23 protein-coding genes and 2 pseudogenes are annotated in these 24,723 nt (G+C 74.0%); 9 read left to right on the forward strand and 16 right to left on the reverse strand.

Annotated features, from left to right (window positions below; all coding sequences use genetic code 11):
• Positions 1–23 precede the first annotated feature (23 nt).
• Both ACGFQC_RS03275 and ACGFQC_RS03280 read left to right on the forward strand, forming a co-directional pair.
• The gene (locus ACGFQC_RS03275) at positions 24–707 is read left to right on the forward strand and encodes a hypothetical protein (protein ID WP_363087006.1); all 684 of its coding nucleotides are present in this window, start codon (positions 24–26) and stop codon (positions 705–707) included.
• A gap of 6 nt (positions 708–713) precedes the next feature.
• Positions 714–1,418 (forward strand): hypothetical protein, encoded by a 705-nt coding sequence (locus ACGFQC_RS03280; RefSeq protein WP_363087007.1) that lies wholly within the window; start codon positions 714–716, stop codon positions 1,416–1,418.
• A gap of 90 nt (positions 1,419–1,508) precedes the next feature.
• Here the strand turns inward: ACGFQC_RS03280 and ACGFQC_RS03285 are convergent, their stop codons facing one another.
• The gene (locus tag ACGFQC_RS03285; RefSeq protein WP_363087008.1) at positions 1,509–1,925 is read right to left on the reverse strand and encodes a DUF1992 domain-containing protein; all 417 of its coding nucleotides are present in this window, start codon (positions 1,923–1,925) and stop codon (positions 1,509–1,511) included.
• A 103-nt stretch (positions 1,926–2,028) separates the two neighbouring features.
• Between ACGFQC_RS03285 and ACGFQC_RS03290 the strand changes: the two genes are divergently transcribed.
• Positions 2,029–2,421 carry a hypothetical protein gene (locus tag ACGFQC_RS03290; protein ID WP_363087009.1) on the forward strand — a complete coding sequence of 131 codons (393 nt, stop codon included), beginning with the start codon at positions 2,029–2,031 and terminating at the stop codon, positions 2,419–2,421.
• 78 nt (positions 2,422–2,499) lie between these two features.
• Here the strand turns inward: ACGFQC_RS03290 and ACGFQC_RS03295 are convergent, their stop codons facing one another.
• Positions 2,500–3,171 carry an O-methyltransferase gene (locus ACGFQC_RS03295; RefSeq protein WP_363087361.1) on the reverse strand — a complete coding sequence of 224 codons (672 nt, stop codon included), beginning with the start codon at positions 3,169–3,171 and terminating at the stop codon, positions 2,500–2,502.
• Between the two features lie 390 nt (positions 3,172–3,561).
• Here ACGFQC_RS03295 and ACGFQC_RS03300 point away from each other — a divergent pair, with 390 nt between their 5' ends.
• Entirely contained in the window at positions 3,562–5,613 is a 2,052-nt protein-coding gene (locus tag ACGFQC_RS03300) for a bifunctional glycosyltransferase 87/phosphatase PAP2 family protein (protein WP_363087010.1), read from the forward strand.
• 83 nt (positions 5,614–5,696) lie between these two features.
• On the opposite strand, the pseudogene ACGFQC_RS03305 reads toward ACGFQC_RS03300, so the two are convergent.
• The 8 genes and pseudogenes from ACGFQC_RS03305 to ACGFQC_RS03340 form a co-directional block, all read right to left on the reverse strand.
• Positions 5,697–6,392: pseudogene (locus ACGFQC_RS03305) on the reverse strand (transcriptional regulator); the annotation flags it as partial.
• Between the two features lie 155 nt (positions 6,393–6,547).
• Positions 6,548–6,964 carry a transglycosylase SLT domain-containing protein gene (locus ACGFQC_RS03310; RefSeq protein ID WP_363087011.1) on the reverse strand — a complete coding sequence of 139 codons (417 nt, stop codon included), beginning with the start codon at positions 6,962–6,964 and terminating at the stop codon, positions 6,548–6,550.
• Positions 6,965–7,279: 315 nt separating this feature from the next.
• The gene (locus ACGFQC_RS03315; protein ID WP_363087012.1) at positions 7,280–8,143 is read right to left on the reverse strand and encodes an ECF transporter S component; all 864 of its coding nucleotides are present in this window, start codon (positions 8,141–8,143) and stop codon (positions 7,280–7,282) included.
• On the reverse strand, positions 8,140–9,939 hold the full coding sequence (locus tag ACGFQC_RS03320) for an ATP-binding cassette domain-containing protein (RefSeq protein ID WP_363087013.1): 1,800 nt from the start codon (positions 9,937–9,939) through the stop codon (positions 8,140–8,142). The genes ACGFQC_RS03315 and ACGFQC_RS03320 overlap by 4 nt, the downstream gene beginning before the upstream one ends.
• On the reverse strand, positions 9,936–11,192 hold the full coding sequence (locus ACGFQC_RS03325; protein WP_363087014.1) for an energy-coupling factor transporter transmembrane component T: 1,257 nt from the start codon (positions 11,190–11,192) through the stop codon (positions 9,936–9,938). The genes ACGFQC_RS03320 and ACGFQC_RS03325 overlap by 4 nt, the downstream gene beginning before the upstream one ends.
• Positions 11,185–11,877, reverse strand: a complete 693-nt coding sequence (locus ACGFQC_RS03330) for an SCO2322 family protein (RefSeq protein ID WP_363087015.1) — start codon at positions 11,875–11,877, stop codon at positions 11,185–11,187. Before ACGFQC_RS03330 ends, ACGFQC_RS03325 begins: the two co-directional genes overlap by 8 nt.
• Entirely contained in the window at positions 11,874–13,109 is a 1,236-nt protein-coding gene (locus ACGFQC_RS03335) for a prenyltransferase/squalene oxidase repeat-containing protein (protein ID WP_363087016.1), read from the reverse strand. The genes ACGFQC_RS03330 and ACGFQC_RS03335 overlap by 4 nt, the downstream gene beginning before the upstream one ends.
• 426 nt (positions 13,110–13,535) lie before the next feature.
• Positions 13,536–14,177, reverse strand: a complete 642-nt coding sequence (locus ACGFQC_RS03340) for a TetR family transcriptional regulator (protein WP_363087017.1) — start codon at positions 14,175–14,177, stop codon at positions 13,536–13,538.
• 210 nt (positions 14,178–14,387) lie between these two features.
• Here ACGFQC_RS03340 and ACGFQC_RS03345 point away from each other — a divergent pair, with 210 nt between their 5' ends.
• Genes ACGFQC_RS03345 through ACGFQC_RS03355 form a run of 3 tightly spaced genes read left to right on the forward strand, consistent with a single transcriptional unit; the run spans position 14,388 to position 17,622 of the window.
• Positions 14,388–15,827: a glycosyltransferase family 4 protein gene (locus tag ACGFQC_RS03345; RefSeq protein ID WP_363087018.1), complete on the forward strand. Its 1,440-nt coding sequence runs from the start codon at positions 14,388–14,390 to the stop codon at positions 15,825–15,827.
• On the forward strand, positions 15,821–16,555 hold the full coding sequence (locus tag ACGFQC_RS03350; protein WP_363087019.1) for a class I SAM-dependent methyltransferase: 735 nt from the start codon (positions 15,821–15,823) through the stop codon (positions 16,553–16,555). The genes ACGFQC_RS03345 and ACGFQC_RS03350 overlap by 7 nt, the downstream gene beginning before the upstream one ends.
• A complete protein-coding gene (locus tag ACGFQC_RS03355; protein ID WP_363087020.1) occupies positions 16,552–17,622 on the forward strand; it encodes a prenyltransferase in 1,071 nt (356 codons plus the stop codon). The genes ACGFQC_RS03350 and ACGFQC_RS03355 overlap by 4 nt, the downstream gene beginning before the upstream one ends.
• Before the next feature lie 49 nt (positions 17,623–17,671).
• Here ACGFQC_RS03355 and ACGFQC_RS03360 read toward each other — a convergent pair whose 3' ends face one another.
• The 3 genes from ACGFQC_RS03360 to ACGFQC_RS03370 all read right to left on the reverse strand — a co-directional run bounded on the left by ACGFQC_RS03360 (position 17,672) and on the right by ACGFQC_RS03370 (position 20,065).
• A complete protein-coding gene (locus ACGFQC_RS03360) occupies positions 17,672–17,962 on the reverse strand; it encodes a hypothetical protein (RefSeq protein WP_363087021.1) in 291 nt (96 codons plus the stop codon).
• A 178-nt stretch (positions 17,963–18,140) separates the two neighbouring features.
• Positions 18,141–18,953, reverse strand: coding sequence for a hypothetical protein (locus tag ACGFQC_RS03365; RefSeq protein WP_363087022.1), 813 nt, complete (start codon positions 18,951–18,953; stop codon positions 18,141–18,143).
• 167 nt (positions 18,954–19,120) lie between these two features.
• The gene (locus ACGFQC_RS03370; RefSeq protein ID WP_363087023.1) at positions 19,121–20,065 is read right to left on the reverse strand and encodes an N-acetylmuramoyl-L-alanine amidase; all 945 of its coding nucleotides are present in this window, start codon (positions 20,063–20,065) and stop codon (positions 19,121–19,123) included.
• 237 nt (positions 20,066–20,302) lie between these two features.
• Between ACGFQC_RS03370 and ACGFQC_RS03375 the strand changes: the two genes are divergently transcribed.
• Complete coding sequence (locus ACGFQC_RS03375) at positions 20,303–22,042, forward strand: MFS transporter (protein WP_363087024.1); 1,740 nt, start codon at positions 20,303–20,305, stop codon at positions 22,040–22,042.
• A gap of 102 nt (positions 22,043–22,144) precedes the next feature.
• The gene (locus ACGFQC_RS03380; protein ID WP_363087025.1) at positions 22,145–22,795 is read left to right on the forward strand and encodes a class I SAM-dependent methyltransferase; all 651 of its coding nucleotides are present in this window, start codon (positions 22,145–22,147) and stop codon (positions 22,793–22,795) included.
• On the opposite strand, the pseudogene ACGFQC_RS03385 reads toward ACGFQC_RS03380, so the two are convergent.
• From ACGFQC_RS03385 to ACGFQC_RS03395, 3 genes and pseudogenes are all read right to left on the reverse strand, one after another.
• Positions 22,778–22,954, reverse strand: a pseudogene (locus ACGFQC_RS03385) (IS481 family transposase); the annotation flags it as partial. The gene ACGFQC_RS03380 and the pseudogene ACGFQC_RS03385 sit on opposite strands and share 18 nt — an antisense overlap.
• Positions 22,955–23,262: 308 nt before the next feature.
• A complete protein-coding gene (locus ACGFQC_RS03390) occupies positions 23,263–23,421 on the reverse strand; it encodes a hypothetical protein (protein ID WP_363087026.1) in 159 nt (52 codons plus the stop codon).
• A gap of 94 nt (positions 23,422–23,515) precedes the next feature.
• Complete coding sequence (locus tag ACGFQC_RS03395) at positions 23,516–24,691, reverse strand: hypothetical protein (RefSeq protein WP_363087027.1); 1,176 nt, start codon at positions 24,689–24,691, stop codon at positions 23,516–23,518.
• Positions 24,692–24,723 lie beyond the last annotated feature (32 nt).

Here is a 24,723-nt window from a genome sequence, read left to right on the forward strand (position 1 = left end):
GGCCGAAACACCGGAAGGCAACCATGTCCACAGGCGTGATCATCGCTCTGATCGTGATCGTGGCGGCCGTCCTCGCCGTCGCGGCCGTCCTGGCCGTACGGGCCCGAGGGTCGTCACATGGAGGACGGGGCCTGAAGCGCCGCTTCGGGCCCGAGTACGACCGGGCCGTGGCTCGGCACGGCGGGGACGTCAAGGCGGCCGAGCGGGAACTCGGCGGTCTGGTGGAGCGTCACGGCGGGCTGCGGGAGCGGCCGTTGGAGCCCGCCGAGCGTGAGCGGTTCGAAGCCCGCTGGGCCGCGGCCCAGGAGCGCTTCGTCGACTCCCCGCGCGAGGCGGTCGCCGAGGCGGACCGGATCCTGTCCGAGGCCGCCGGCGCCCGCGGCTACCCGGACGGCGGACAGTACGACGAGCAGGTCGCCGCGCTCGCCGTGCACCACGCCGACCACGTGCAGGGCTACCGCCACGTGCACCACGTCACCCGCTTCCACCAGGACGGCGGCGCGCGGGGCGGCGAGGCCCCCGGCACCGAGGACCTGCGGGCCGCCATGGTCGAGGCCCGCGCCCTCTTCGACGACCTGGTGGGCGAGGGCCGCCACCGGGCACTGACGACGACCCGGCCCACGGAGGACCGGCGGGCCGCGCGCCACGAGGGCGGCTCCGGGATCCACCTGCCGGGCTTCCACCGGCACCAGACCAAGGAGGGGTGAACAGGCATGGCCGACGTGACTTCCGGCGGCGAGTACCGCCGCGCGGCGCAGGAGCAGGAGCAGCCTCGAGTCGTACCGCTGGGGGAGAGCCAGGGGTACGGCCAGGAGCCGGGACCGGGAACGGAACAGGGGCGGGCGCAGGGACAGGGGCTGGGACAAGGGCGGGGGCAGGGGACGCGGAGCCCGGCGGCCGAGCCCGCCGACCCGGCCGTCAGTCCCTCCGCCAACCCGTCCGTGGACCCGGTCACCGGTGACCGGGACCCGCGGGCCGCCGCGTCCGGCGGCGTTCCGGCCGGGGCCGTCGAGGACAGCGGTGGCTTCGGCACCTCCCGGGGTACCGGCGCCCCTCACGGCACCCACGGCACCTCCCGGGGCACCGGTGCCGCTCATGGCGTCCACGACGCCGACGGCGCCTCGCTGCTCCCGCACGACGAGTGCGACAAGCTCTCCGAGCGGATGCGGCACGCGGTCGCCGGGTTCGTGGACCGGCCCCGTGACGCGGTCGAGGAGGCCGACCAGGTCCTGGAGGAACTCGCCGCCCGCTTCACCGACGCCGTGAACAGCCGCCGCCGCACCCTGCGCGGCTCCTGGCAGCTCGCGGACGGCAAGAAGGGCGCGGCCGCCGAGACCGCCGGGACCGCCGACACCGAGCAGCTGCGGCTGGCCCTGCGGGACTACCGCGAACTGACGGACCGGCTGCTGCACCTGTAGCGGCCGGGACTCCCCGGGGTCCCTCCTCTGGAGCCGGAGGGTCCTTCGTCCGGATCAGGCCGGAGCCCGGCCGGATCCGGACGAAAGACCCTAGCCGTCCCCGGCCGCCGCCCGGCGCTCCCGCCACTGCCGTACGACCTCTTCGACGTCGTACGGCTTCATGCCCAGCGGGGGGCCGGGCGGCGGCTTGAACATCATGTCGCGGAGCTTGACGTTGACATCCGTGACGATCTTCCGGACGGTCCGCTCCGACGGCGCCGCGTACGCCGCGGCCAGGGCGTCCTCCGCCTCCTTGCGCAGGGCCAGCGCGGGAGGCAGGACCGAGAGTCCCTCACGTGCCATCTTGCGCCTGACCCACCACAGTTCGTCGTAGGGGCTCTCGAGCTCCGGGTCCAACGGTCTTCCCGCGCCGGCAAGTTGATCGAACTCACCGCGCCGCTCCGCGTCCTGGATCTGCTTGTCGACCCAGGACTCGAACGGGACGCCGGGTGGCTTTCGCTCGGTCATGCGTCCATTGTGCCGGACGCGGCGGGGCCGGGCGATTTAGTATGCGGCGGCTGTGCACGCACAGTTCGGACGCCGTCGGACAGACATCTCTTGAGGAGCGCACGTGCTCGAACTCACCATGGCCACCGTCTCCGGGACGGAAGAGGGTGCCACGGCCGGCATGCTCATGGCTGACGCGCCCAGCGAGCCGGGCGCCGTGCTGCGGGTGGGGCGGGACAAGTCCGTGTGCCGCCTCGTCACGCCCGAGGAGTGGCTGTTCGTCTCCCGGGTCCACCTGGAGTTCCTGTGCGGCCCCGAGGGCGTCTGGCAGGTCAGTTGGCTGCGCGGCTCCCAGCCGGACCCGTCCTCCGAGGTCCGGCTGGTGGTCGGCGAGTACGCCCAGACCATCGCCTACGGCGGGATCGTGCAGCTCCCGCGGGGCGGCAACGGGGAGATCGTCATCACGGACCGCACCGGCCCGCGCAGCGTCAACGTGGGCTTCTACCACGAGGCCTGAGGGCGGGGCCTGATCCCACCGGTCCGGAGGAGCCGGGGGCGGAAGGCGGGGCGGAGGTCCGGGGCGGGGATCCAGGGCTCACGCCAGCACGCGTGCCAGGGCGAAGCCGTCGTAGCCCTTGGCGCCCACCGTCTGGATCGCCGTACCGCTCAACCTCGGGTGCGCGCCGATGAGTTCGAGCGCCTCGCGGCTGCCCCGCACGTCCTCCGCGTCGCTGTCCGCGTCCACCACCCGGCCGTCCCGTACGACGTTGTCGACGACGATCAGGCTGCCGGCGCGGGTGAGTCGCAGCGCCCACTCCACGTAGCGGGCGCTGTTGACCTTGTCCGCGTCGATGAAGACCAGGTCGAAGGGCGGCGGGTTCTCGTCCGCCAGCAGCGGCAGCGAGTCCAGGGCCGCGCCCACCCGGACCTCGACCCGCTGGTCGAGGCCCGCCCGCGCGATGTTGCGTACGGCGACCTCCGCGTGCCTCGGGCTGTACTCCAGGGAGACGAGCCGGCCGTCGGCCGGGAGCGCCCTGGCCAGCCAGATGGTGCTGTACCCGCCGAGTGTGCCGATCTCCAGGACGGTGCGGGCGCCCTGGATCTCCGCGAGGAGCTGGAGCAGCTTGCCCTGGTTCGCCGTGACGTTGACCCCCGGCAGCCCGGCCGCCTCGCTGTCGCGCAGCGCGGCCGCGGTCACCTCGTCGTCCGGGGCGAGGTGGGCGGTGACGTAGGCGTCGACGGCGTCCCAGATCCGCGACCCGTCCATGATCCGCGACTCGTCCATGCGCTCTGCCTCCCGGTCACGACGGCACTCGTCGGAAACGCTGATCAGTTCGTCAACGCCGCGCACCGCGCCCGAGTTCCCGTCCGCCCGGACCCCGCGGGACCGGCGGCGGCGGGAACCGGCCGGTCAGCGCCCTCACCGGCCCCCGTCGCCCGGTCCGGCCCGGCGGATCACCACGCGGCCCGCGGGCTCGGCCCCCGCCCCGCGCACTATCGTCTTCCGGACAAAAGGAGAACGGACGTCAGGTGAAGGCGGGACGGCCCGCGTCTTCGTCGGGGGGTGCCGCGAGCCTCATAGGGTGGGTGAGGAGTGCTCGTGAAGCGACCCCACGAGGGAACGCGTGGGACCTACGGGGCGGGAGGCCTACGAGGCGTGGCGAATGCGGAGCACAGCGGGCAACCGGCGAAACCCTTCGGAGCGACCGCGGCCGGCACGGCGGGAGCACGCCTGCGCGTGGCCCGCCTCGGCCTCTGGCTGGTCGCGGCCGTCCTCGCCGTCCGGCAGGTGGCCGTCGTCCTCGGCCCCCCGCGCGGAGAGCGGCTGACGGACCTGGAGACCTGGGTCGGACCCGACGGCGTCCTGCACGTCAACGGTTCGCTCTACGACTCGACACGCTTCACCGGCACCCCGTTCGGGGGACTCGTCCTCAAGCCCCTCACCCGGGCGGCCGAACAGGCCCTCGGCTGGGGCTGGACCTTCGGCACCCTGCTGCTGGTCGTCGCGCTCGGCCTGGTCGTCGCGCGGGCCCTGCCGCAGCCGGTGAGCAGACGCACCTCGCTGCTGGCCGCGCCCGTCGCGATCAGCCTGCTGATGCTGTCCCTGCCCGTCCGCAACACCCTCTGGCTCGGCCAGACCAGCATCATCCCCGTCCTGCTCGTCCTGCTCGGCTGCTTCGTCGTGCGGGGACGGCACGCGGGCGGCGCGCTGATCGGCCTGGCGTCGGCCCTGCAGCCGACCGTCCTGCTGTTCGCCCCGCTGCTGTGGTTCACCGGCCGGCGCCGGGCCGCCGCGACCGCGGGCGCGTCGTTCCTGGCCTGCACGCTGCTCGCCTGGGCGGCGATGCCGCACGACTCGTACACCTACTGGGTCCACCACATGGCCGGCGCGGGCCTCGGCGGCGAGGCGGACGCCCTCGGCAACCAGTCCCTGCACGGCGCCCTGCTGCGCCTCGGCCTGTCCGGTCCGCCGGAGATCGCGCTGTTCCTGACGCTGGGCGCGGCCGTGGCCGTCCTCGGCGTCCGCCGGGCGGTGCGGTACGCCCGCGACGGCCAGCTCCTGCTCGCGGTGTCGATCACCGGCTGTGCCGCCATCGCCGTGTCCCCGACGACCTGGCAGCACCAGCTCCTGTGGCTCCTGCCTGCGGTGGTCGGCCGGGTCGGCAGGCGGGCCTCGGACCGTTACGTCTGGCCGGTCGCCGTCGTCCTGGTCATGACCCTCCCGGCGACGATGATGCTGCCCGACATGGCGGCCCTGTACCCCCTGCGCGACAACGTCGTCCTGCTGACCGCGCTGGCCGCCGCGACGGTCGTGCCCTTCCTGCCGCGCACCTCCCCGTACCACCGCACCCCGGTCCCGACGGAGTACGCCGCCCCCGTCCCGGCCCGCTGGAAACGCGTCCCGCCGCCGTTCCCGCGCCGGGTCCTCACCCGCCCCAACCTCCTCCTGGAACTGCTGCTCATCCGCGTCACCTACGCGGCGTACCAGCAGGTCCGGCTGGCGGCGACGGGCGGCACGATCTCGGGCGGACGGCAGCGGGCGGAGGCCCACGGCCGGCAGATCCTCGACATCGAGCGCTTCCTCCGCATCGACATCGAGCTCTGGGCCAACCACGCGGTCGTCGAGATCGGCCGGCTCCGCGACTTCTTCGACTTCTACTACACGTCGTTCCACTTCGCGGTCCCGCTGTCGGTGCTGGCCGTCCTCTACTGGCGCCGCCCCGTGGACTACCGCTGGGCCCGCTCCTCCCTCGGCCTCGCGACCCTGCTCGCCCTCGTCGGCTTCTGGCTCTACCCGCTGGCCCCGCCGCGCCTGATGCCCGGCCTCGGCGTCGTCGACACCGTCCACGGCGTGCAGGACTTCACCCAGCCCGACTACGGCACGCTGACCTCCCTGACCAACCAGTACGCGGCGATGCCCTCCCTGCACTTCGGCTGGTCCCTGTGGTGCGGCATGGTGATCGCGATCGTCGCCCCGAAGGGGTGGATGAAGGCCCTCGGCCTCCTGCACCCCCTCTTCACGGCCTCCGCGATCGTGGCCACCGGCAACCACTGGGTCCTCGACGCGGCGGGCGGCGCCGTCGTCGTCCTCGCCGGCTTCGGACTGGCGTACCTGCTGCAGGGACCGCGGGCGGGGGCGGCGAAGGCGCCGCCCCCGGGGGAGGGCCGCCGGGTGGAACCGGAGAGGGAAGGGGCGGAACGTACCTGAACGGGGCCGGGTCCGGGTCAGTTCGGGCTATCTGCAGGCGGGCCTCGACGGCCGCAGCTTCCGATGCTTCAGCCCGTTCAGGATCAGGCGACCAGCGACGGCGGCGCGATCGTCCGTGCTCGGTCGTAGAGGTCGCGGGCCACCGGGTTCTTCAGGTGAGGGCGCAAGAGGCCGAACATCGACTTCACGCGGTCGTCGGCGCGGCCGGACTGCACCTTGGGGTAGTCGTCGAGGGCCTGGTGCCAGGTTGCACAGGCCGCTTCCAGGTGGCCGAGTTCCAGCTGTCTCTCGGCCGGTAGGCCGCGACGGTGTACCCGGGAGCGTTGGTAGGAGCTGGGGCGAAGCCGGTCCGTTCGTTGCATGGCTTCGACGGCTCCCGCCTTGTCGCCGAGTTCGTAACGGACCTGGCTGACGTGGTAGTTGAGCGAAGAGGGGTCGTACGAGCCGAACGCCGTGCCGCGTGACTCGGCGCGGTCCATGGCCGCCTCGGCCTCCCTGATACAGCGCAGCGCGCCGGTGCGGTCGCCGGTCCGCGCGGCGGCGTGTGCCTGCTGGCCGACGAGGAAGGCCAGCATCCGGGGGCCGGCTTTCGGGGAGGCGGCGGCAGCGGCATCGGCCAGTTCCGTGGCCTTTGCCCCGTGGTGAAGGTCGACAGCCTGGACGCTCATACCTCGCAGGGTGGTGCAGTACGTCAGGTGGTCCTCGGCAGCGCCCGCCAGTTCCAGGGCCTTGACGTAGTAGCGCTGCGCGAGACCGTGCAGTCCTTCGTCCACGGCCACCCTGAGGGCTCACCGGTCCAACTGCTTACACGGTGGCCCGATACACCCGGCGGTGACCGGCAAAGGCGCTTTGGGAAACCGTGCTGGACATGCGTGAGGCGACGGCCCCCGGGGATCGGGGGGCCGCCGCCTCACGCGTGCGGGGTCGGCTCGGCTCAGTACCAGCCGTTGGCCTGCCAGAAGGACCAGGCGCCGGCCGGGCTGCCGTAGCGGGAGTTCATGTAGTCGAGACCCCACTTGATCTGGGTCTTGGCGTTGGTCTTCCAGTCGGAGCCGGCCGAGGCCATCTTGTTGCCCGGCAGGGCCTGGACCAGGCCGTAGGCGCCGGACGAGGAGTTGGTGGCGTCGACGTCCCAGTTGCTCTCGTGCTGCACGATCTTGCTGAACGCGTCGAACTGCGCGGCGTCCGGGATCATCTGGTGCGCGATCGCCTTGGCCTGGGAGGCGGAGGTCACGGTCGCGGCCTGGGCGGGAGCCGCGGACAGCGCCATGCCGGCGGTCGCGGCGGCCAGGGCGGCGGCGGTGAGGGCCTTCTTCGGGGAAGCGATGCGGCGGATGACGGAGACGGACACGGAGAACCTTTTCCTTCGGGGGCAGATGCGTCGCGGTGCATGCCGGAGTCACGCGGTGCGTGGCCGCACCGCGTGATGTGCGGCGGGGGCTGCATGCGTCGGCGCCGGGGGCCCGGGGGCTCGTCGGCACCGTGCGACGTCATCCAGAGAAACAGGCTCGGAGGGGGTCCGCAATGACCCCTTTTACTAGTTGTGGCCGCATGTGGGGTGAAGACCCTCGGTGTGACCTGGCTCTCAACGTGCAGGTCAGGACGGCAATCTGCATGGACATGGCGTCCGAAATATCCCACTAGGGCGGATAGTAGGTGATGCGGGTCATGTGGGGTGCTTCACCGGACGGGGGTCCTCGAATGTGACCGCGGTCTCGAAGGCCGCGCGCCGGGTGGCTCTGCGTAGCGCCCTGAGCACGGCCGGACCCAGCGTCAGCGTCAGCACGACGGTGACGACGGCCCGGCCCAGGTCCCAGCCCAGCGAGGTGGCCGCGCAGTACGCGAGGAAACGGGCCAGGTTCTCCGGTACGGCCGCCTCCGGATCGAAGGAGATGCGCGAGGCCAGCTCGCCCAGGAACGGCCAGCCCGCCATGTTCATCGCCGTGCCGTAGGCGAAGGCGGCCAGGAAGCCGTAGACCGCGAGCAGGGCCAGTTCGCCCCGGCCGCGCAGCCGGTCCGGGCCCGGCAGCAGGCCGGCGCCCATCGTGAACCAGCCCATGGACAGCATCTGGAACGGCATCCACGGGCCCACCCCGCCCGTGAGCAGGGCGGACGCGAACATCGTGACCGAGCCCAGCACGAAGCCGAAGCCGGGGCCGAGGACCCGGCCGCTGAGCACCATCAGGAAGAACATCGGCTCGATGCCCGCCGTACCGGCCCCGATCGGGCGCAGGGCGGCGCCGGTCGCCGCCAGCACGCCGAGCATCGCGACCGCCTTCGCGCCGAGCCCCGACTCCGAGATGGTCGCCGCCACCACCGCGACCAGCAGCACCAGCAGCCCCGCGAACAGCCAGGGGGCGTCCTGCGCGTGCGCGTTCAGCGCCGAGGCCGGCGGGGCCAGGAACGGCCAGGCGAAGGCGACCACCCCGACCGCGCCGACGAGCCCGAGCGCGGCCACGGAACGGGGGCCCAGACGGACCGCTCGCGCCTGCCGGGCCGGCGCCGCGCCGGATCGGTGGGCCGCGGTCACCGCAGCGCCTCCCGCACCTGGGCGACGGTCAGCCACTCCTGCGGGGCCAGGATCTTGGTCACCTGCGGGGCGAAGGACGGGGAGGAGACGATCACCTCGGCCGTCGGGCCGTCCGCGATCACCTCGCCCTCGGCCAGCAGCACGACCCGTTGGGCCAGCTCCGCCGCCAGCTCCACGTCGTGCGTGGCCAGGATGATCGCGTGCCCCTCGGCGGTCAGCCCGCGCAGGATGCCGACCAGGCGGGTCTTCGCCGCGTAGTCCAGGCCGCGGGTGGGCTCGTCGAGCAGGAGCAGCGGCGGACGGGCGGCCAGCACGATCGCCAGCGCCAGCGTCAGACGCTGGCCCTCGGACAGGTCGCGGGGGTGGGTGCCGTCGGAGATGCCGGGGAGCAGGTCGCGGACGAGGGCGCGGCAGGTGCCGGGGGCGGCCCGCGCGTCCCGGTCGGCGGCCGCGCACTCGGCGGCGACCGTGTCGGCGTAGAGCAGGTCGCGGGGCTCCTGCGGGACGAGGCCGACCCGGCGGACGAGGTCGCGGGGCGCGGTGCGGTGGGGGAGCGCGCCGCCCGTCAGGACCGTGCCTGAGGACGGCTCGACCAGACCCACGAGGGTGTTGAGCAGGGTGGACTTGCCGGCGCCGTTGCGGCCCATGAGGGCTACGGTCTCGCCGGGGGACACCGTCAGGTCGACGTTCCGCAGCGCCTGGACCCGGGCGCGGCGCACACCGAGGGAACGGACCTCCGCCGGGGGCGCGGACGCGGCCGGGACGGGTGCGGCGCGCCGGCGCAGGCGGGCGAGCGCCGGGCGCGGCACCGGCGGCCCGGCGGTCGCGGCCGGGGCGTGCTCCGGCTCGTGGCCGGCCGGTCGGCCGCGCGGGTCCCCCGCCGGAACCGGTACGGCGCGCCGGCGCCACCGGGGCAACGCCGGGTGCGGTGCCGGTGCCGGTGGCTCGGCGACGGCGGGCGGGGTGTGCCCCGGTTCCCGCCCGGCCAGCCGTCCGCGCAGCTCAGCCGCCATGCGCCGGGCGTCGCGGACGGTCAGCGGCAGCGGGGACCAGCCCGCCAGCCGGCCCAGCTCCACCACCGGCGGACACACCGGGGACACGGCCATGATCTCGGCCGGGGTGCCCAGCACCGGGGCGGCACCGGGCGCGGGCAGCAGGGCGACCTGGTCGGCGTACTGCAGGACGCGTTCCAGACGGTGTTCCGCGAGCAGGACGGTCGTACCGAGGTCGTGGACCAGGCGGAGCAGGACGGCGAGCACCTCCTCGGCGGCGGCCGGGTCGAGCGCGGAGGTCGGCTCGTCCAGGACGAGGACGCGGGGGTGCGGGGTGAGGACCGAGCCGATCGCGACGCGCTGCTGCTGGCCCCCGGAGAGCGTGGCGATCGGACGGTCCCGCAGGCCGGCCAGGCCGAGCAGGTCGAGGGTCTCCTCCACGCGGCGGCGCATCACCGCTGGAGGCAGGCCCAACGACTCCATGCCGTAGGCGAGTTCCTCCTCCACGGTGTCCGTGACGAAGTGCGACAGCGGGTCCTGGCCCACCGTCCCCACCACGTCGGCGAGTTCGCGCGGCTTGTGGGTGCGGGTGTCGCGGCCGGCGACCGTCACCCGGCCGCGCAGGGTGCCGCCCGTGAAGTGCGGGACGAGACCGCCGACCGTGCCGAGCAGCGTCGACTTGCCGACCCCGGACGGACCGGCGAGCAGCACCAGTTCCCCTTCCGGGATCTCGAAGTCGACGTCCCGCACGGTGGCTTCGGGGCAGCCGTCGTACGTCACGGAGACGTTCTCGAAGCGGATCACGGCGACGGCTCCTTCGGGAGCGGGGCGGGGAGGAGGGCGGGCAGCAGGCCGACGAGTACGGCCGCGGCGGGCCACAGGGGGAGGGCGGGCGCCGTGAGCGGGATCACGCCGGGGTGCAGGGCCGCCGGGTCGGCGGAGGCGGCGAGCGTCAGCAGCGCGGCGACCGCGGCACCGGACCCGGCGACCAGCCAGGCCCGCGGGGTCCAGCGGTCCGGGCGGTAGCGGGTGCGCGGCGAGCGGCGCCCGCCCAGCCGCAGACCGGCGAGCGCGGCGGCGACGCCCGCGACGAGCACCGGCAGCCCGTACGTGCCGCCCGCCGCGGTGAGCAGGCCGTACGTCCCCGCGCAGACGCCGAGCAGGCCGCCCAGGGTGAGGACGGCCGTCGTACGGCGGACGCGGGAGGGGACGTCGGCGGTACGGCCGTAGCCGCGGGCGTCCATGGCGGCGGCGAGGGCGACGGAGCGTTCCAGAGCGCCTTCCAGGACCGGGAGCGCCACCTGGAACAGGCCGCGCAGGCCCCGGTCCGGACGGCCGCGCAGCCGGCGGGCGGCCCGCAGCCGCTGGACGTCGGCGATGAGGTACGGCGCGAAGGTGAGCGCCACGACGACGGCGACCCCCGCCTCGTACAGGGCGCCGGGGAGGGCCTTCAGGAGACGGGAGGGGCTCGCCAGGGCGTTCGCGGCGCCGACGCAGACGAGGAGGGTGGCCAGGCGCAGACCGTCGTACAGCGCGAACACGACACCCTCGGCGGTGACCCTGCCGCCCAGCCGGATGCCCTGCGCCCAGTCGGGGAGCGGGACTTCGGGGAGGGTCAGGACCACGTGCGTGCCGGGGACGGGGGAGCCGAGGACCACGACGAAGAAGAGGCGGACCGCGAGGACGGCCAGGGCGAGGTGGAGGAAGGCGGAGTAGGAGCGGGACCAGGGGGTGTGGGGGCGGCAGGTGAGGACGACGTAGGCGGAGGTGGCCAGGAGGAGGGCCAGCAGGAGCGGGTTGGTGGTGCGGGTCGCGGCTGTGCCGAGGCCCAGGGCCCACAGCCACCAGGCGCCGGGGTGGAGCGGGGACGCGGGCGCGCTCGCCGGCGTCGGCCGGGTGCGGTGTTCGGTGGGACGGACGCGGTTCCCGGTGGGACGGACGCGGTTCCCGGCGGGGGCGGGCGCGCTCGCCGGCGTCGGCCGGGTGCGGTGTTCGGCGGGAGGGGTGCCGTTCCCGGCCGGGCGGGTACCGCTCCCGGGGCGGGAGCCCTCAGTCATTCCGGCGCCGCCGGGCCTGCCACACCGCCGCCGAGGCCAGGGCGGCGACCAGCGCACCGCCCGCGTAGACGCCCACGGACGGGCCGCCGTCGGCCCCGTCGTCCGCAGCGGCCGACGGGGCCGACGGGGAAGCCGAGGGCTCCGCCGCGGGGCTGTCCTGCTGCTCGTCCCCGTCCGTCGTCACCTGGTCCCCGCAGCCCTTCCGCGGGTACCCCGCGATCGCGCACAGCAGCGCGTTCGTGTCGTAGCGCAGGGGCTTCGCGGTCGAGGCGAGGGCCTCGGCCGTGGTCGCGTCGTCCGGGACGCGGGCGCAGGCCGTGCGGGCGGCGGGCGGCCTCTCGCCGGACGGCGCGTCCGCGGCGGTGCCGAAGTCGAGGACCAGGGCGACCCGCTTCATGCCGTCCCGCTCCGGGGTCCGCGCGCAGACCGACGCGAACGAGGCGGTGCCGCGCGGCCGCGACGCGTCCTGCGAGTCCGCGCTGACCGCGAAGCGGAAGCCCTGCACGGCGCCGTCGGAGGGGCGGGCCGTGGCGGGGCCCTCGGTGGCGTAGACCCAGCGGTCGCCGTCGCGGTCCCAGAACGACCAGTAGCGGTAACCGGCCGCCCCGGCCGCCCCGGCCGGGCCGGTGCCGGCCAGAGCCAGGAACAGCGCGGCGGCGAACAGGGCGGTGAGACGGCGTGTCACGGCTGCTGCTTCCTGCGGCCGCTGATCAGGAAGCCGATGCCGACACCGGCGACGAGGAAGACGCCGACGGTCCACCAGACGCCGAAGCCGTCCTCGGGGTCCTCCTCCGCCCCGTCCGTGTCGTCGGCCTCGCCGGCCTCGTCCGCGGTGCCCTCCTTCGCGGAGTCGGTGGCCTGCGGGGCGGGGCCCGTCGCGTTCAGAGCGGCGACCAGGTCCGTGCCGCCGAACGCGCGCGGGTCGGTGCCCGTCGCGTGGGCGGCGAACACCAGCTGGGCCCAGGCGGCGGGGCCGCTCTGCTTCGCCCAGGCGGAGGCGTTGCGCTGAAGCCAGGCCAGCGGCTTGCCCGCCTGCCCGGCGCCGCCCTGCGCGGCGAGCGCCACCACGGCGTCGGCGGTGTTGCCGTAGTCCGGCTGGTTCTCGGCGCCGGGGAGCACCGAGGTCAGGTACCCGTTCTTCGCGACGGCCTTCGCCAGGTGGGCGGCACCGTTGGCGGCGGCCTGCCGCGGGGTGTCGGGGGCGGCACAGGCGGCGTCGTCCGCCTTCTTCCCGGCGCCGGCCGCCAGGCCCGCGCCGAGCGCGCCGAGGACGCCGGCGGCCGTCGCGTCCGCGTTGGCCGTCAACGTGCCCTGCTTGTCGGGCTGGTAGGCGAAGGCGCCGCCGTCGTCACAGGGCAGCGCGAGCCCGACCAGGGCGTCGTACGGCGACTTCCCGCCCTTGACGACCTCCGCGGGCTTCTCCCCGGCCGCGGCCAGCGCGCCGACGACGACGGCCGTCGAGTTGGTGTCGCTGGCGCCGCCGGGGGTGTACCCCCAGCCGCCGTCCGCGTTCTGCACGGACTTCAGCCAGCCGACGGCCTTCTTTGCCGCGGCCTCGTGGCCGCCGAGGGCCGCGAGGGCCTGTACGGCGGCGGCCGTGCTGTTGGTGTCGACCATCGACTTGGCGTCGCAGGCCGTGGCGGGATCGGCGCGGAACGCGGCGAAGGAGCCGTTCGCGCACTGCTGGCCGGTCAGCCAGTCCACGGCCTTCTCCGCCGGCCTCACCCCGACCGTGTCCTGGGCGAGCAGCGCGAGCGACTGGCGCCAGACCCCGTCGTACGTGGGGTCGGTGGTGCCGTACAGACCGGACGGGATCGCCACGGACGGGGTCGGCGACGGGGACGCGGCCACGGCGGGCGTGGCGGCGCCGATCACTGCGGTGGCGGCCAGGACGGCGGCGCTGCGGCGGACGTTCATGATCGGCGGGTGCCTCTCCCTGTCAGGGAGCCGGGCAGCGCGGGACATCCCGGCGGCCCGGCTCCGCATACCTCGACGGTGCCCGTGCGGCGGCGGCGCCGGCGCACGTGAGCCGGTCACGTTCCGTCCGGGGCGGTCCGGCCGGCCGTGGAGGGGGGTCTGCACGGCTCACGGACAGGGGTCTCCCCGGGGCGAGCGGAGCCGAGGCCCGGGGAAGGGTCAGCGCCGGAACTGCACCGGCTTTCCCCCGTACGGGTGTGATGACGACTGGGCCACTGTACTCGGCCGTAGGAAAGGCCCTGAGGGCCGCCTGTGGGGCCCGTGAGCACGGGCGGGCGCCGGGGTGAGCGGCGGTGAGCCCTGGGAGGAGAGAGGCGGTGAGTGGTGGTGAGCCCAGGGGGAGCGGCGGTGAGCCCTGAGGGGGCCCTACTCCCGTCCCCCCGGATCCGGCACGTCGATCAGGCGGCAGGCCGTCTCGATGTCGACGCGGACCTGGGCGATGGAGGCGCGGCCCGAGAGCCAGGTGATGAGGGCCGAGTGCCAGGTGTGTTCGATGACGCGGACCGCGGAGAGCTGGTGCGGGGTGGGGTCGGCCAGGCCCGTCGCGTCGAGGATGATCGCGGTGGTCTGGCGGGAGACCTGGTCGACCTCGGGCGAGACGCTGCGGTCGGCGAAGGTGAGGGCGCGGACCATCGCGTCGGCCAGGTGGGGCTCACGCTGGAGGGCCAGGAAGGCGCGCATCAGGGTCTCCGCGACGCGGGCGGCCGGGGTGTTGCCCACCGGGGGCTTCTTCCGCAGCGTGCCGTGCATGCGCTCCAACTGGTCCTGCATCGTGGCGACCAGCAGGTGCACCTTGGACGGGAAGTAGCGGTAGAGCGTGCCCAGGGCCACCTGGGAGGACTCGGCGACCTCCCGCATCTGCACCGCGTCGAACCCGCCCCGGCTCGCCAGTCGCGCGCTCGTGTGCAGGATGCGGCGGCGGCGGGCCTCCTGCCGCTCGGTGAGGGGGGCGGCGGAGGGGTGCCGGACGCTGGTGTCCACCTTGTCCCCGTTGGCTTGCGCAGGCATGGGTCCCGTTCCGTGACGGTCGGTGAGGGCGCGGGATCGCTCAGCGGACACAGGGCGCCGGGCCGTGGCGCGAATCACCTGATCCACTGCTCACAGCGTCCTTACCTGCCGGTAGATTCGGAGCCTCCCGGACGATCAAGTCTGAAACTTGTTCTAGATTAGCGTCCCGTCGTAGTCTCGCGGGACAGTGCAGGCAGAAGGGGGCCCGGAGTGACCGCTGAGGCCAGTCAGGCGGGGTCCCAGGACCTCGCCGCGGACGGCGGGCGACCGCTCGACATCGCGCTCCTCACCTACAAGGGAAACCCGTTCTGCGGCGGCCAGGGCGTCTACGTCCGCCACCTCTCCCGTGAACTGGCCCGGCTCGGCCACCGCGTCGAGGTCATCGGCTCCCAGCCCTACCCGGTCCTCGACGGGGGCCACGACGGCCGGCTGTCCCTCACCGAGCTGCCCAGCCTGGACCTCTACCGCCAGCCCGACCCCTTCCGCACCCCGAGGCGCGACGAGTACCGCGACTGGATCGACGCCCTCGAGGTGGCGACGATGTGGACCGGCGGCTTCCCCGAACCGCTGACCTTCTCCCTGCGCGCCCGCCGCCATCTGCGGGCCCGCCGCGGCGAGTTCGACGTCGTGCACGACAACCAGACCCTCGGCTACGGCCTGTTGGGCGACGTCGGCGCACCCCTGGTCACCACCATCCACCACCCCATCACCGTCGACCGGCAGTTGGAGCTGGACGCCGCCGAGGGCTGGAAGCGGCGCGCCTCGGTGCGCCGCTGGTACGCCTTCACCCGCATGCAGAAGCGCGTCGCCCGCCGCCTGCCGTCCGTGCTCACCGTCTCCGGGACCTCCCGCCAGGAGATCGTCGACCACCTCGGGGTCCGCGACGACCGCATCCACGTCGTCCACATCGGCGCCGACACCGACCTGTTCGCGCCCGACCCGTCGGTGCCCGTCGTGCCGGGCCGCATCGTCACGACGTCCAGCGCGGACGTGCCGCTCAAGGGCCTGGTCTTCCTCGTCGAGGCGCTGGCCAAGGTCCGTACCGAGCAGCCGGACGCCCACCTCGTCGTCGTCGGCAAGCGCCCGCAGGAGGGCCCCGTCGCCGCCGCGGTGGAGCGCTACGGCCTCGACGGCGCCATCGAGTTCGTCAAGGGCATCTCCGACGCCGAACTCGTCGACCTGGTCCGCTCGGCGGAGGTCGCCTGCGTGCCCTCCCTCTACGAGGGCTTCTCGCTGCCGGCCGCGGAGGCCATGGCGACCGGCACCCCGCTCGTCGCCACCACCGGCGGCGCCACCCCCGAGGTCGCCGGACCCGACGGGCAGACCTGCCTGGCCGTACCGCCGGGCGACGCGGGAGCGCTGGCCGCCGCGCTGGGCCGGCTGCTCGGCGACCCGGCGCTGCGGGCCCGGCTGGGCGCGGCCGGACGCCGGCGGGTGCTGGAGCGGTTCACCTGGGCGCGCGCCGCCGAGGGCACCGTCGAGCGGTACCGCGAGGCCGTCGAACGGGCCGGCGACGGACGGTCCCGCCCGTCCCGCGCGCGGCCGGCACCCCGCACCTCCGCCTCCCCCTCCGCCTCCGCCTCCCCCTCCGCGGACGTCGTCCCCGACGCCGACGTCGCATCCGATCGCGAAAGCAGGGCCACGTGCTGACCGTCGACTTCTCCCGGTTCCCGCTCGCCCCGGGCGACCGTGTCCTGGACCTCGGCTGCGGGGCGGGACGCCACGCCTTCGAGTGCTACCGGCGCGGTGCCCAGGTCGTGGCGCTGGACCAGAACGGCGAGGAGATCCGCGAGGTCGCCAAGTGGTTCGCGGCGATGAAGGAGGCGGGTGAGGCCCCCGAGGGCGCCACCGCCACCGCGATGGAGGGCGACGCCCTCGCGCTGCCCTTCCCCGACGAGTCCTTCGACGTCGTCATCATCTCCGAGGTGATGGAGCACATCCCCGACGACAAGGGCGTCCTCGCCGAGATGGTGCGGGTCCTCAAGCCCGGCGGCCGCATCGCGATCACCGTCCCGCGCTACGGCCCCGAGAAGGTCTGCTGGACCCTGTCCGACGCCTACCACGAGGTCGAGGGCGGTCACATCCGCATCTACAAGGCGGACGAACTGCTCGCCAGGATCCGCGAGGCCGGCCTGCGGCCCTACGGCAGCCACCACGCCCACGCGCTGCACTCGCCGTACTGGTGGCTGAAGTGCGCGTTCGGCGTCGACAACGACAAGGCGCTGCCGGTGCGGGCGTACCACAAGCTGCTGGTCTGGGACATCATGAAGAAGCCGCTGGCGACCCGGGTCGCCGAACAGGCGCTGAACCCGCTGATCGGCAAGAGCTTCGTGGCGTACGCGACCAAGCCCCACCTGCCCCGGGTGGACGCCAAGTGACGACTCCCCGGACGGAACACCTGGTCCTGCCCGGGGTCCTCACCGCCGAGCAGGCCGTCGAGACCGTCCGCGGCATCCTGGCCGAACAGCGGGAGGACGGCGCGATCCCGTGGTTCCGCGGGCACCACCTCGACCCGTGGGACCACACCGAGGCCGCGATGGCGCTGGACGCGGCGGGCGAGCACGAGGCCGCCGGGCGGGCGTACGAGTGGCTCGCCCGGCACCAGAACGAGGACGGTTCCTGGTACGCCGCCTACGCCGACGGTGACTTCGCCGACGTCACCGACCGCGGCCGGGAGACGAACTTCGTCGCCTACGTCGCCGTCGGCGTCTGGCACCACTACCTGTCCACGGGCGACGACACCTTCCTGGACCGCATGTGGCCGGTCGTCCACGCGGCGGTCGAGTACGTGCTGCGGCTCCAGCAGAGCGGCGGACAGATCGGCTGGCGCCGAGACGACGACGGCACGCCCACCGCGGACGCGCTGCTGACCGGCTCCTCCTCCGTCCACCACGCGCTGCGCTGCGCCCTGGCCATCGCCGAGCAGCGCGAAGAACCGCAGCCGGACTGGGAGTTGGCGGCGGGCGCGCTGCGGCACGCGATCCGCCGGCACCCGGAGCGGTTCCTGGACAAGTCCCGCTACTCCATGGACTGGTACTACCCGGTCCTCGGCGGCGCGCTCACCGGCGTGGAGGCCAAGGCCCGCATCGAGGAGATGTGGGACCGGTTCGTCGTACCGGGTCTCGGCGTGCGCTGCGTCGTGCCCAACCCGTGGGTGACCGGCGGGGAGTCGGCCGAACTCGCCCTGGCGCTCTGGGTGGTGGGCGAGTCCGACCGGGCGCTGGAGATCCTCCAGTGGATCCAGCGGCTGCGCGACCCGCAGTCCGGGCTGTACTGGACGGGGTACGTCTTCGAGGACGCGGCCCTGTGGCCGCAGGAGTTGACGACGTGGACCGCCGGGTCGCTGCTGCTCGCGGTCGCCGCGCTGGGCGGGCACGAGGCCACCTGCGCGGTGTTCGGCGGCGACCGCCTGCCGACGGGGCTGGACCCCGACTGCTGCGGCTGAGACGGTCGCCGGTGAGGTCTGCGGGAGGTCGGGCGAGGCCTGCGGGAGGTCAGTGGCGGACCCGGTTCGCGATCGCGTGCCCGACGAACAGGTACACGACCGCCGCCAGGCCGTAGCCCGCCACGACCCTCGCCCACGCCTCGTCGAACGTGAACAGGTCGTACGACCAGCCCGCCAGCCAACGGGCCACGTCGTGCACGAACTGCACGAGTTCGTTGCCGCGGTTGGCGTCCAGCAGGTACATGACGATCCAGAGGCCCAGGATGAAGGCCATCACGTCGGCGACGACGGCGATGGCCGTGCCTGCCGAATGGGAACCGTTCCGGTATCGAGGGGACATGCAGTCCGGCTTGCCGTTCGTGACGGGATGAAACACGGCCCGTTCACGACTTCTCCGCTCTCCGCTCTCCGCCGGCAAGTCTCTTGACGGTGCGTCAGGTGCAAAGAGGGGCGACCGTACGGCAACGGCCCCCCGCCCGCGAGGGCGAGGGGCCGCAGGACGCGGGGTGCGGACTCGGTCAGCCGCGCTGGATGCCGGAGGTGTCCCGCAGCACGCCGCGACGACCGTCCTGGGTCTGCGCCACCAGGCCCTGGGCGCCCTGCTCGACGGCCAGGTACCAGGTGCCCGGCGCCAGCTCGGCGATCGGCATGGGCGCGCCGTCCTCCGCGTACAGCGGACGCGGCACCGGCACGGCGAACCAGAACGGCGAGAAGTCGGCGGCCGGCGGCTGCGCCGGAGCGGGCTGACCGCCCGTGAACGGCGGCTGGCCCGGCTGCTGACCCTGCTGCGGCTGCCCGCCGAACGGCGACGGCTGCTGCTGCGCGCCCGGGTAGCCGTAGCCACCGGGCGGCTGCGCGCCGTAGGGCAGCGGCGCCGGCGGCTTCGGGGCCGGGATCAGCGCACCCTGGAGGGCCGGGACCACGGAGGTGGCGACGGCGCCGCCGGCCAGCACGAGCGTCGCGATGAAGCCGAGGATGAGACCGGCCCCCCGTTCCACGTCCGCGCTGCCGAAGGTGTCACTGAACGCGCCCAGCGGGTCGATGATCGACCAGAACGCCGTCCACGCGGCGAACACCGTCAGCGCGACCCCGAGCTGTCCGAGGTCCAGGCCGACGATCTTGCGCGGCTGGGGCAGCGCGCGGGCGAGGACGATCAGGGCCGCACCGATGATGCCGCCGACGTACATGCTCATCAGCAGACCGAGGTTGTCCCAGGCCGTGGGGACGTCGCCGCCGGAGCCGTCGAACGTGTCCAGGAACGACGCGATGAACAGCAATACCGCTGCTCCGATCACCACGCCGTCGCCTCGAGTGAGGGAGCGGATATTCACTTCAGGTCCTTCGTCAGTCGTCTCGTCGTCGATACACGCGTCGGTAGAGGCGTCGCTGTCACCATGTCGCCGTCAGGCCCGGGTGGGAAGCGCGGAGGTGACCCCTCATGGTGGGGACGACACTATCGTCCACACGATCGGGCTGTCCCCGGGGATCAGCGCGTCGGTCACCGTCCGCGCAGGAAACTCACGATTCCCTCAGAGATCCCCTGCGCCGCCTTCTGCCGCCAGGCGCCGCTGGTGAGCAGTGCCGCGTCCTTGGTATCGCGCATGTTCCCGCACTCGATGAACACCTTGGGAACCGTTGACAGATTGAGACCGCCCAGGTCCTTACGCGTGACGAGACCGGTGCCGTCCCCGACGTAGTCCGAGGGCGAGGTGTCCGTGGCGTCCGCGAAGCCGCCGGCGACCAGTTCCCCGAGTTCCCGCGAAGGACCCACGATGGCACGGGTGTCGGCGGCGCCCGCGTGCACCGCGCCCGGCAGGATCACGTGGAAGCCGCGCTGCCCGGCGCCCGCCCCGTCGGCGTGCACCGACACGACGGCGTCCGCGCGGGCCGAGTTGCCGATCCGGGCCCGCTCGTCGATGCAGGGCCCGTAGGGACGGTCGGCGTCCTGCGTCAACTTCACGGTGGCGCCCCGCTGTTCCAGCAGGGCGCGCAGCCGGTGCGCCACGTCGAGCGTGAACGCGGCCTCGCTGTAACCGGAGTCGGTGGCGGTGCCGGTGGTGTCGCACTCCTTCTTGTGGGTGCCGATGTCCACCTGGCGGCTGATCTCGGCCGTGTGAGTGGAGTTGGCGGGATTGTGGCCCGGGTCGATGACGACGACCTTGCCCGCGAGAGTCCCGGCGCCGCCGGGCGCGGACGCCGTCGGGGACCGCGCGGCCGAGGCGCCGGGCTTGCCGTCCGGGTCACCGCCGGCCGAGGCCGTCCCTCCGGCGCCGGAGGCCGCGACCCGGCCGGGCCCGCTGTCCTGCGACCCGCCCAGCGCCTCCCACGCCAGCCAGCCCAGCAGCGCGCCCGGCACGAGCACGGCGAGCAGCACGGTGAGCGTGCGCCGCAGCGGGGAGCGGCGGGGACGCGGGGGATCGAAGTCGGGGCCTACGTACGACACGCCTGCCACCCTAGGGCCTGTCGTGACCTTCCCGCCCGCCCGCGCGTCTCGGTCCGGGGTGCCGCACGTGGCCTCCTCCCCCAAGAGAAGGTCAAGATTTCGTTAGTGTGCCGAAGCATCGGAATAGTTGCTCGTGCATACGAGGTTCAAACTGCACGTACCTGCACGGCCAAGCTGCACGTACCCGCGCGGTTCAGCCGTTCACCCGTCCACTCCCAGGCCTGGAGGCCTCGCTTCATGACGCACACGTCGACCGACCGGCCCGGACGCAGGGCGGGCGGTGCCGTCGTCCCGGTGCTCGCCTTCGCGGGCATCGTGGTCGCGGTGATGCAGACCCTGCTGGTGCCGGTCATCAAGGACCTGCCGCAGCTGCTGGACGCCGCCCCCAGCAACGCCACCTGGGTCCTCACCTCGACCCTGCTGTCCGGCGCCGTCGCCACGCCGATCATGGGCCGCCTCGGCGACCTGTACGGCAAGCGGCGCACGCTGGTCCTCAGCCTCGCCGTGATGGTCGTCGGCGCCCTGGTCAGCGCCGTCACCAGCGACCTGCTCACCATGATCGTCGGCCGTACCCTCCAGGGCTTCGCGATGGGCGCGATACCACTCGGCATCGGCCTGATGCGCGACATGCTGCCCCGCGAGAAGCTCGGCTCGGCGATGGCGCTGATGAGCTCCTCCATCGGCGTCGGCGGCGGCCTCGCCCTGCCCGCCGCGGCCCTCGTCGCCCAGCACGCCGACTGGCACGCCCTCTTCTACGGCGCCGCCGGTCTCGGCGTCCTCGCCATCGTCCTCACCCTGCTCGTCGTCCCCGAGTCCCCGGCCCGCGCCGAGGGCTCCTTCGACCTGCCGGGCGCGCTCGGCCTCTCCGCCGGCCTCGTCCTGTTCCTGCTGCCGATCACCAAGGGCAGTGACTGGGGCTGGTCCTCGGGCCTCACGCTCGGTCTGTTCGCCGCCTCCGTCGTCGTCCTCCTCCTGTGGGGCCTGATGGAGCTGCGCGTCAAGGCGCCGCTGGTCGACCTGCGCACCAGCGCCCGCCCGGCGGTCCTGTTCACCAACCTCGCCTCGATCATGGTCGGCGTCTCCTTCTACGTCGTCTCCCTCGTCCTGCCCCAGCTCCTCCAGCTGCCCGAGAGCACCGGCTACGGCCTCGGCCAGTCGATGGTCACCGCCGGCCTCCTGGTGGCACCGCTCGGACTGACGATGATGATCACCGCGCCGGTCTACGCCCGCCTCTCCGCGAAGCACGGCCCCAAGGTCACCCTGATCCTCGGCCTGCTGATCATCGCGATCGGCTACGGCGCCGGCCTCGGCCTGATGAGCGCCGCCTGGCAGAGCCTCGTCATCTCGGTCGTCCTGGGCGCGGGCATCGGCCTCGCCTACTCCTCGCTCCCCGCGCTGATCGTCGGCGCGGTCCCGGCCTCGGAGACGGGCGCCGCCAACGGCCTCAACACCCTGATGCGGTCCATCGGCACGTCGGTGTCCAGCGCCGTCATCGGCATGGTGCTGGCCAACACCGCGAACGACGTGGGCGGCGTGGCCGTCCCGACCATGCACGGCTTCCGGGTCTCCTTCCTCATCGCCACCGCAGCCGTCGCCGTGGGCCTGCTCCTCGCCCTGTTCCTGCCCCGCCGCACCCCCGCGGCGACGCCGCAGCTGCGTGCCAGCAGCGAGGAGGACGCCAACCTGGCACACGCCGAGGCGGTCCTGCGGGGCTTCAGGGGCCGGGTCCTGGACGCCGACGGCGCCCCGGTCGCCCACGCCAAGGTCACCCTCATCGACCACCGCGGCCGTCAGGCCGGCGCCACCCTCTCGCAGGCGGACGGCAGCTACGCCGTCGCCGTCCCGGCCCGCGGTTCCTACGTCCTGGCTGCCAGGGCCGGCGGCCACGGCCCCCTCGCGTCCGCCGCGACCCACGCCGGCGACGGACGCCCGGTCGACCTGGACCTGGCGCTGCCGGGCGAGACGGTCACCGCCTGACCGCACCCCGCCGCATCCCCCCCCGCACCCCCCGTCGCTCCTCCGGCGGGGGGTGCGGCACCATGGGCGGGCCCAGACGCACGTACGACCGGAAGGACCCCCATGCCCGCGGCACCCGAGCCCGAGATCCTGGCCGCGTTCGAGGCCGCGAAGGGGTTCATGCCCCTCGACGAGGGGCTCGCGCTGTACGCCGCCGCCGTGGAGGCGTCCGGTCTGGGGCTGCCGCTGCTGGAGGTGGGCACCTACTGCGGCCGTTCGACGATCCTGCTCGCGGACGCCGCCCGGCGGGCCGGGGTCACCGCGCTCACCCTCGACCACCACCGGGGCAGCGAGGAGCAGCAGCCGGGCTGGGAGTACCACGACCCGGAGACCGTCGACCCCGAGATCGGCCTGATGGACACCCTGCCCGCCTTCCGCCGCACCCTGCACCGGGCCGGCCTCGAGGAGCACGTGGTGGCGCTGGTCGGCCGGTCCCCGCAGATCGCCGCCTTCTGGAACTCGCCCCTCGGCCTGGTCTTCGTCGACGGCGGCCACACCGACGAGCACGCCGGCTCCGACTACGAGGGCTGGGCCCCGCACGTCGCCGAGGGCGGCCTGCTCGTCATCCACGACGTCTTCCCGGACCCGGCCGACGAGTTCACCGGCCAGGCCCCCTACCGCGTCTACCTGCGCGCCCTGGAGTCCGGCGCCTTCACGGAGGTCTCGGACACCGGCTCCCTGCGGGTCCTGCGCCGCACGGGCCCCGGCCTCTAGGTGTGCTGTTCGGACAGGTGGGTGACGCGGCTGGCTGGTGGTTGGCCGCTGATGCCGGTGGGGTCGGTGGTAGCGGCTCGCCCACCGTGCGGCGGTGGTGTGGCTGACCTGGAAGCGTTCCGCGGCCCGCCGCAACGGCCGACCGTCGTCGACGACACACCCTGTTCAAGCACCCAGCACGCGTGTCACCGATGTCCCGGGACAGCACACCTGGGGCCCGAGGCCGCTACGCCCTCGCCCTGTCGGAGGTGCCGAGCTGAACCGGCCGGCACCCGAGGGGACCGAGGGGACCGAGGGGACCCGAGGCGACCTGAGGGGGAGACGTCCGCGGCGACGGAGGTGCGGGCGCCGCGGTGGAAGGGGCAAGGGGCAAGGGGAGAGGCGTAAGGGGAGAGGCGTAAGGGATGACGGAAACAGCTGTGGGCCCGGCCCGCCGGAACGGCGGACCGGGCCCACGGGCGTGACCGTCAGGCAGCGGCGTCGGCCTTCTCCTCGGCCGGCTTGCGGTGCCGGCCGCGGGGAGCGGACTCGCCGTCGTGGGACGAGACCGGGCCCCGGTGCCGGCCGTGACCGGTGTCCTCCTGCGTGTCGGTGGACCACGGCTGCATCGTGCTTGTGTCGCTCATCGGAAGTGTTCACCCCGTCAACATGATCTTTTTCAGCCGGGAGAGTTTATCCGGCGGACCTCGGGGTGGATCCAGGCGGCCACGCCAACCGCCGCTACTTCGTTACCAGCTGTGTCAGGGGCGCCTGTTGGAGCGGTACGGGCCGGGGCGCGACAGGTTCCGGAGGTTCCGGTTCCAGGGCCCCGGCGGCGGTGTCGGGGACGCCCCCCGCGGTGCCGTCCGGGGGATGTTCCGCACACGCGGCCGGCACCGTCACCCGCGCGACCCCGCAGGGCTCCGCCTCCGTCGCGTACGGCAGCCGCAGCACCCCGTCCTCCGTCCACAGGCCGCTGCCCGCCAGCCAGCCCCGCGGCGCCGCGAACTCAAGCAACCGCCGGTCCGCCGGACGCCACACCCCGACCCAGCTCCCGAACGGGTCGTCCACGCGCAGGGCCACCGCACAGCTCTCCGGCGCCAGCATCTGACCCGGCTGGACCGCGAACGGCGTCAGCGCGCGGCCGGCGAGCCGCAGCGACCGGGGGAAGCGCACCGGCAGGGTGCTGCCCAGCACCCCCCAGCCGAGCCGGGGCTCACCGGGCGACGGCGCGTCCGAGCTGATCAGGACCAGTCCGCTGTCCGGGGCGGCGAGCAGCAGCCGGTCGTCGCTGCCGGCGGTGATCTGGAGCAGCGGGGACACCTCGCCGCCCCGCTCCAGGTCCACCACGACCGTCTTGGTGCGGCCCTCCGTCTCACGGTCCAGGGCCAGCATGCGGCCGGTCCGGTCCAGCCACACCCCGCCCGAGCAGCGGCCCGGGACCTCGGCGAGGTGCTCGGGGCCGAAGCTGCCGCCCGCCACCAGCCACAGCGCCGTCGAACGCCGGCCCACGGCGACGGCGTACGCCCGCCGCCCGCCCGGGGCCGGGGGCAGCAGCCGCAGGACGGTGTCCCCGTCCGGGCACTCGACCGCGCCCAGCGGCAGCTCACCCGTGCCGGGGCCGGTCGGGTACAGCAGCGAGAAGGCGTGCCGCCCCTGCGACAGCCGGCGGATCAGGACCCGCCCGTCGGCCATCGGCTGCACCTCCGTGCCGGGCTCCTCCGGCTGGTGGGCGGGCAGCGGTACGGCGTACGGCTCGGGGCCGTCCAGTGTCCAGCGCTCCGGGAACCAGGAATCGCCGTCGCGGGCGAGACGTGCGGCGTAAGTGCCGTCCGCCGTGATCGCGCAGGGCGCGGGCGGCGTCGGGTCGTCGTCGTCCCCGGTCTCCGCGGTGGGTTCGATCGCACAGGCCGTCATCGTTCGGTCACCTCCGGCGACGAAGCTAGTTT

The organism is Streptomyces sp. NPDC048734, from assembly GCF_043198675.1.
In the GTDB taxonomy this organism is placed as follows: Bacteria; Actinomycetota; Actinomycetes; order Streptomycetales; family Streptomycetaceae; genus Streptomyces.

Coding starts and splice junctions, on each gene's coding strand:
- ACGFQC_RS03380 (WP_363087025.1), top strand. CDS start 22,145: ATGCCCGCGGCACCCGAGCCCGAGATCCTGGCCGCGTTCGAGGCCGCG.
- ACGFQC_RS03285 (WP_363087008.1), bottom strand. CDS start 1,925: ATGACCGAGCGAAAGCCACCCGGCGTCCCGTTCGAGTCCTGGGTCGAC.
- ACGFQC_RS03395 (WP_363087027.1), bottom strand. CDS start 24,691: ATGACGGCCTGTGCGATCGAACCCACCGCGGAGACCGGGGACGACGAC.
- ACGFQC_RS03390 (WP_363087026.1), bottom strand. CDS start 23,421: ATGAGCGACACAAGCACGATGCAGCCGTGGTCCACCGACACGCAGGAG.
- ACGFQC_RS03295 (WP_363087361.1), bottom strand. CDS start 3,171: ATGGACGGGTCGCGGATCTGGGACGCCGTCGACGCCTACGTCACCGCC.
- ACGFQC_RS03275 (WP_363087006.1), top strand. CDS start 24: ATGTCCACAGGCGTGATCATCGCTCTGATCGTGATCGTGGCGGCCGTC.
- ACGFQC_RS03280 (WP_363087007.1), top strand. CDS start 714: ATGGCCGACGTGACTTCCGGCGGCGAGTACCGCCGCGCGGCGCAGGAG.
- ACGFQC_RS03360 (WP_363087021.1), bottom strand. CDS start 17,962: ATGTCCCCTCGATACCGGAACGGTTCCCATTCGGCAGGCACGGCCATC.
- ACGFQC_RS03335 (WP_363087016.1), bottom strand. CDS start 13,109: ATGAACGTCCGCCGCAGCGCCGCCGTCCTGGCCGCCACCGCAGTGATC.
- ACGFQC_RS03340 (WP_363087017.1), bottom strand. CDS start 14,177: ATGCCTGCGCAAGCCAACGGGGACAAGGTGGACACCAGCGTCCGGCAC.
- ACGFQC_RS03325 (WP_363087014.1), bottom strand. CDS start 11,192: ATGACTGAGGGCTCCCGCCCCGGGAGCGGTACCCGCCCGGCCGGGAAC.
- ACGFQC_RS03375 (WP_363087024.1), top strand. CDS start 20,303: ATGACGCACACGTCGACCGACCGGCCCGGACGCAGGGCGGGCGGTGCC.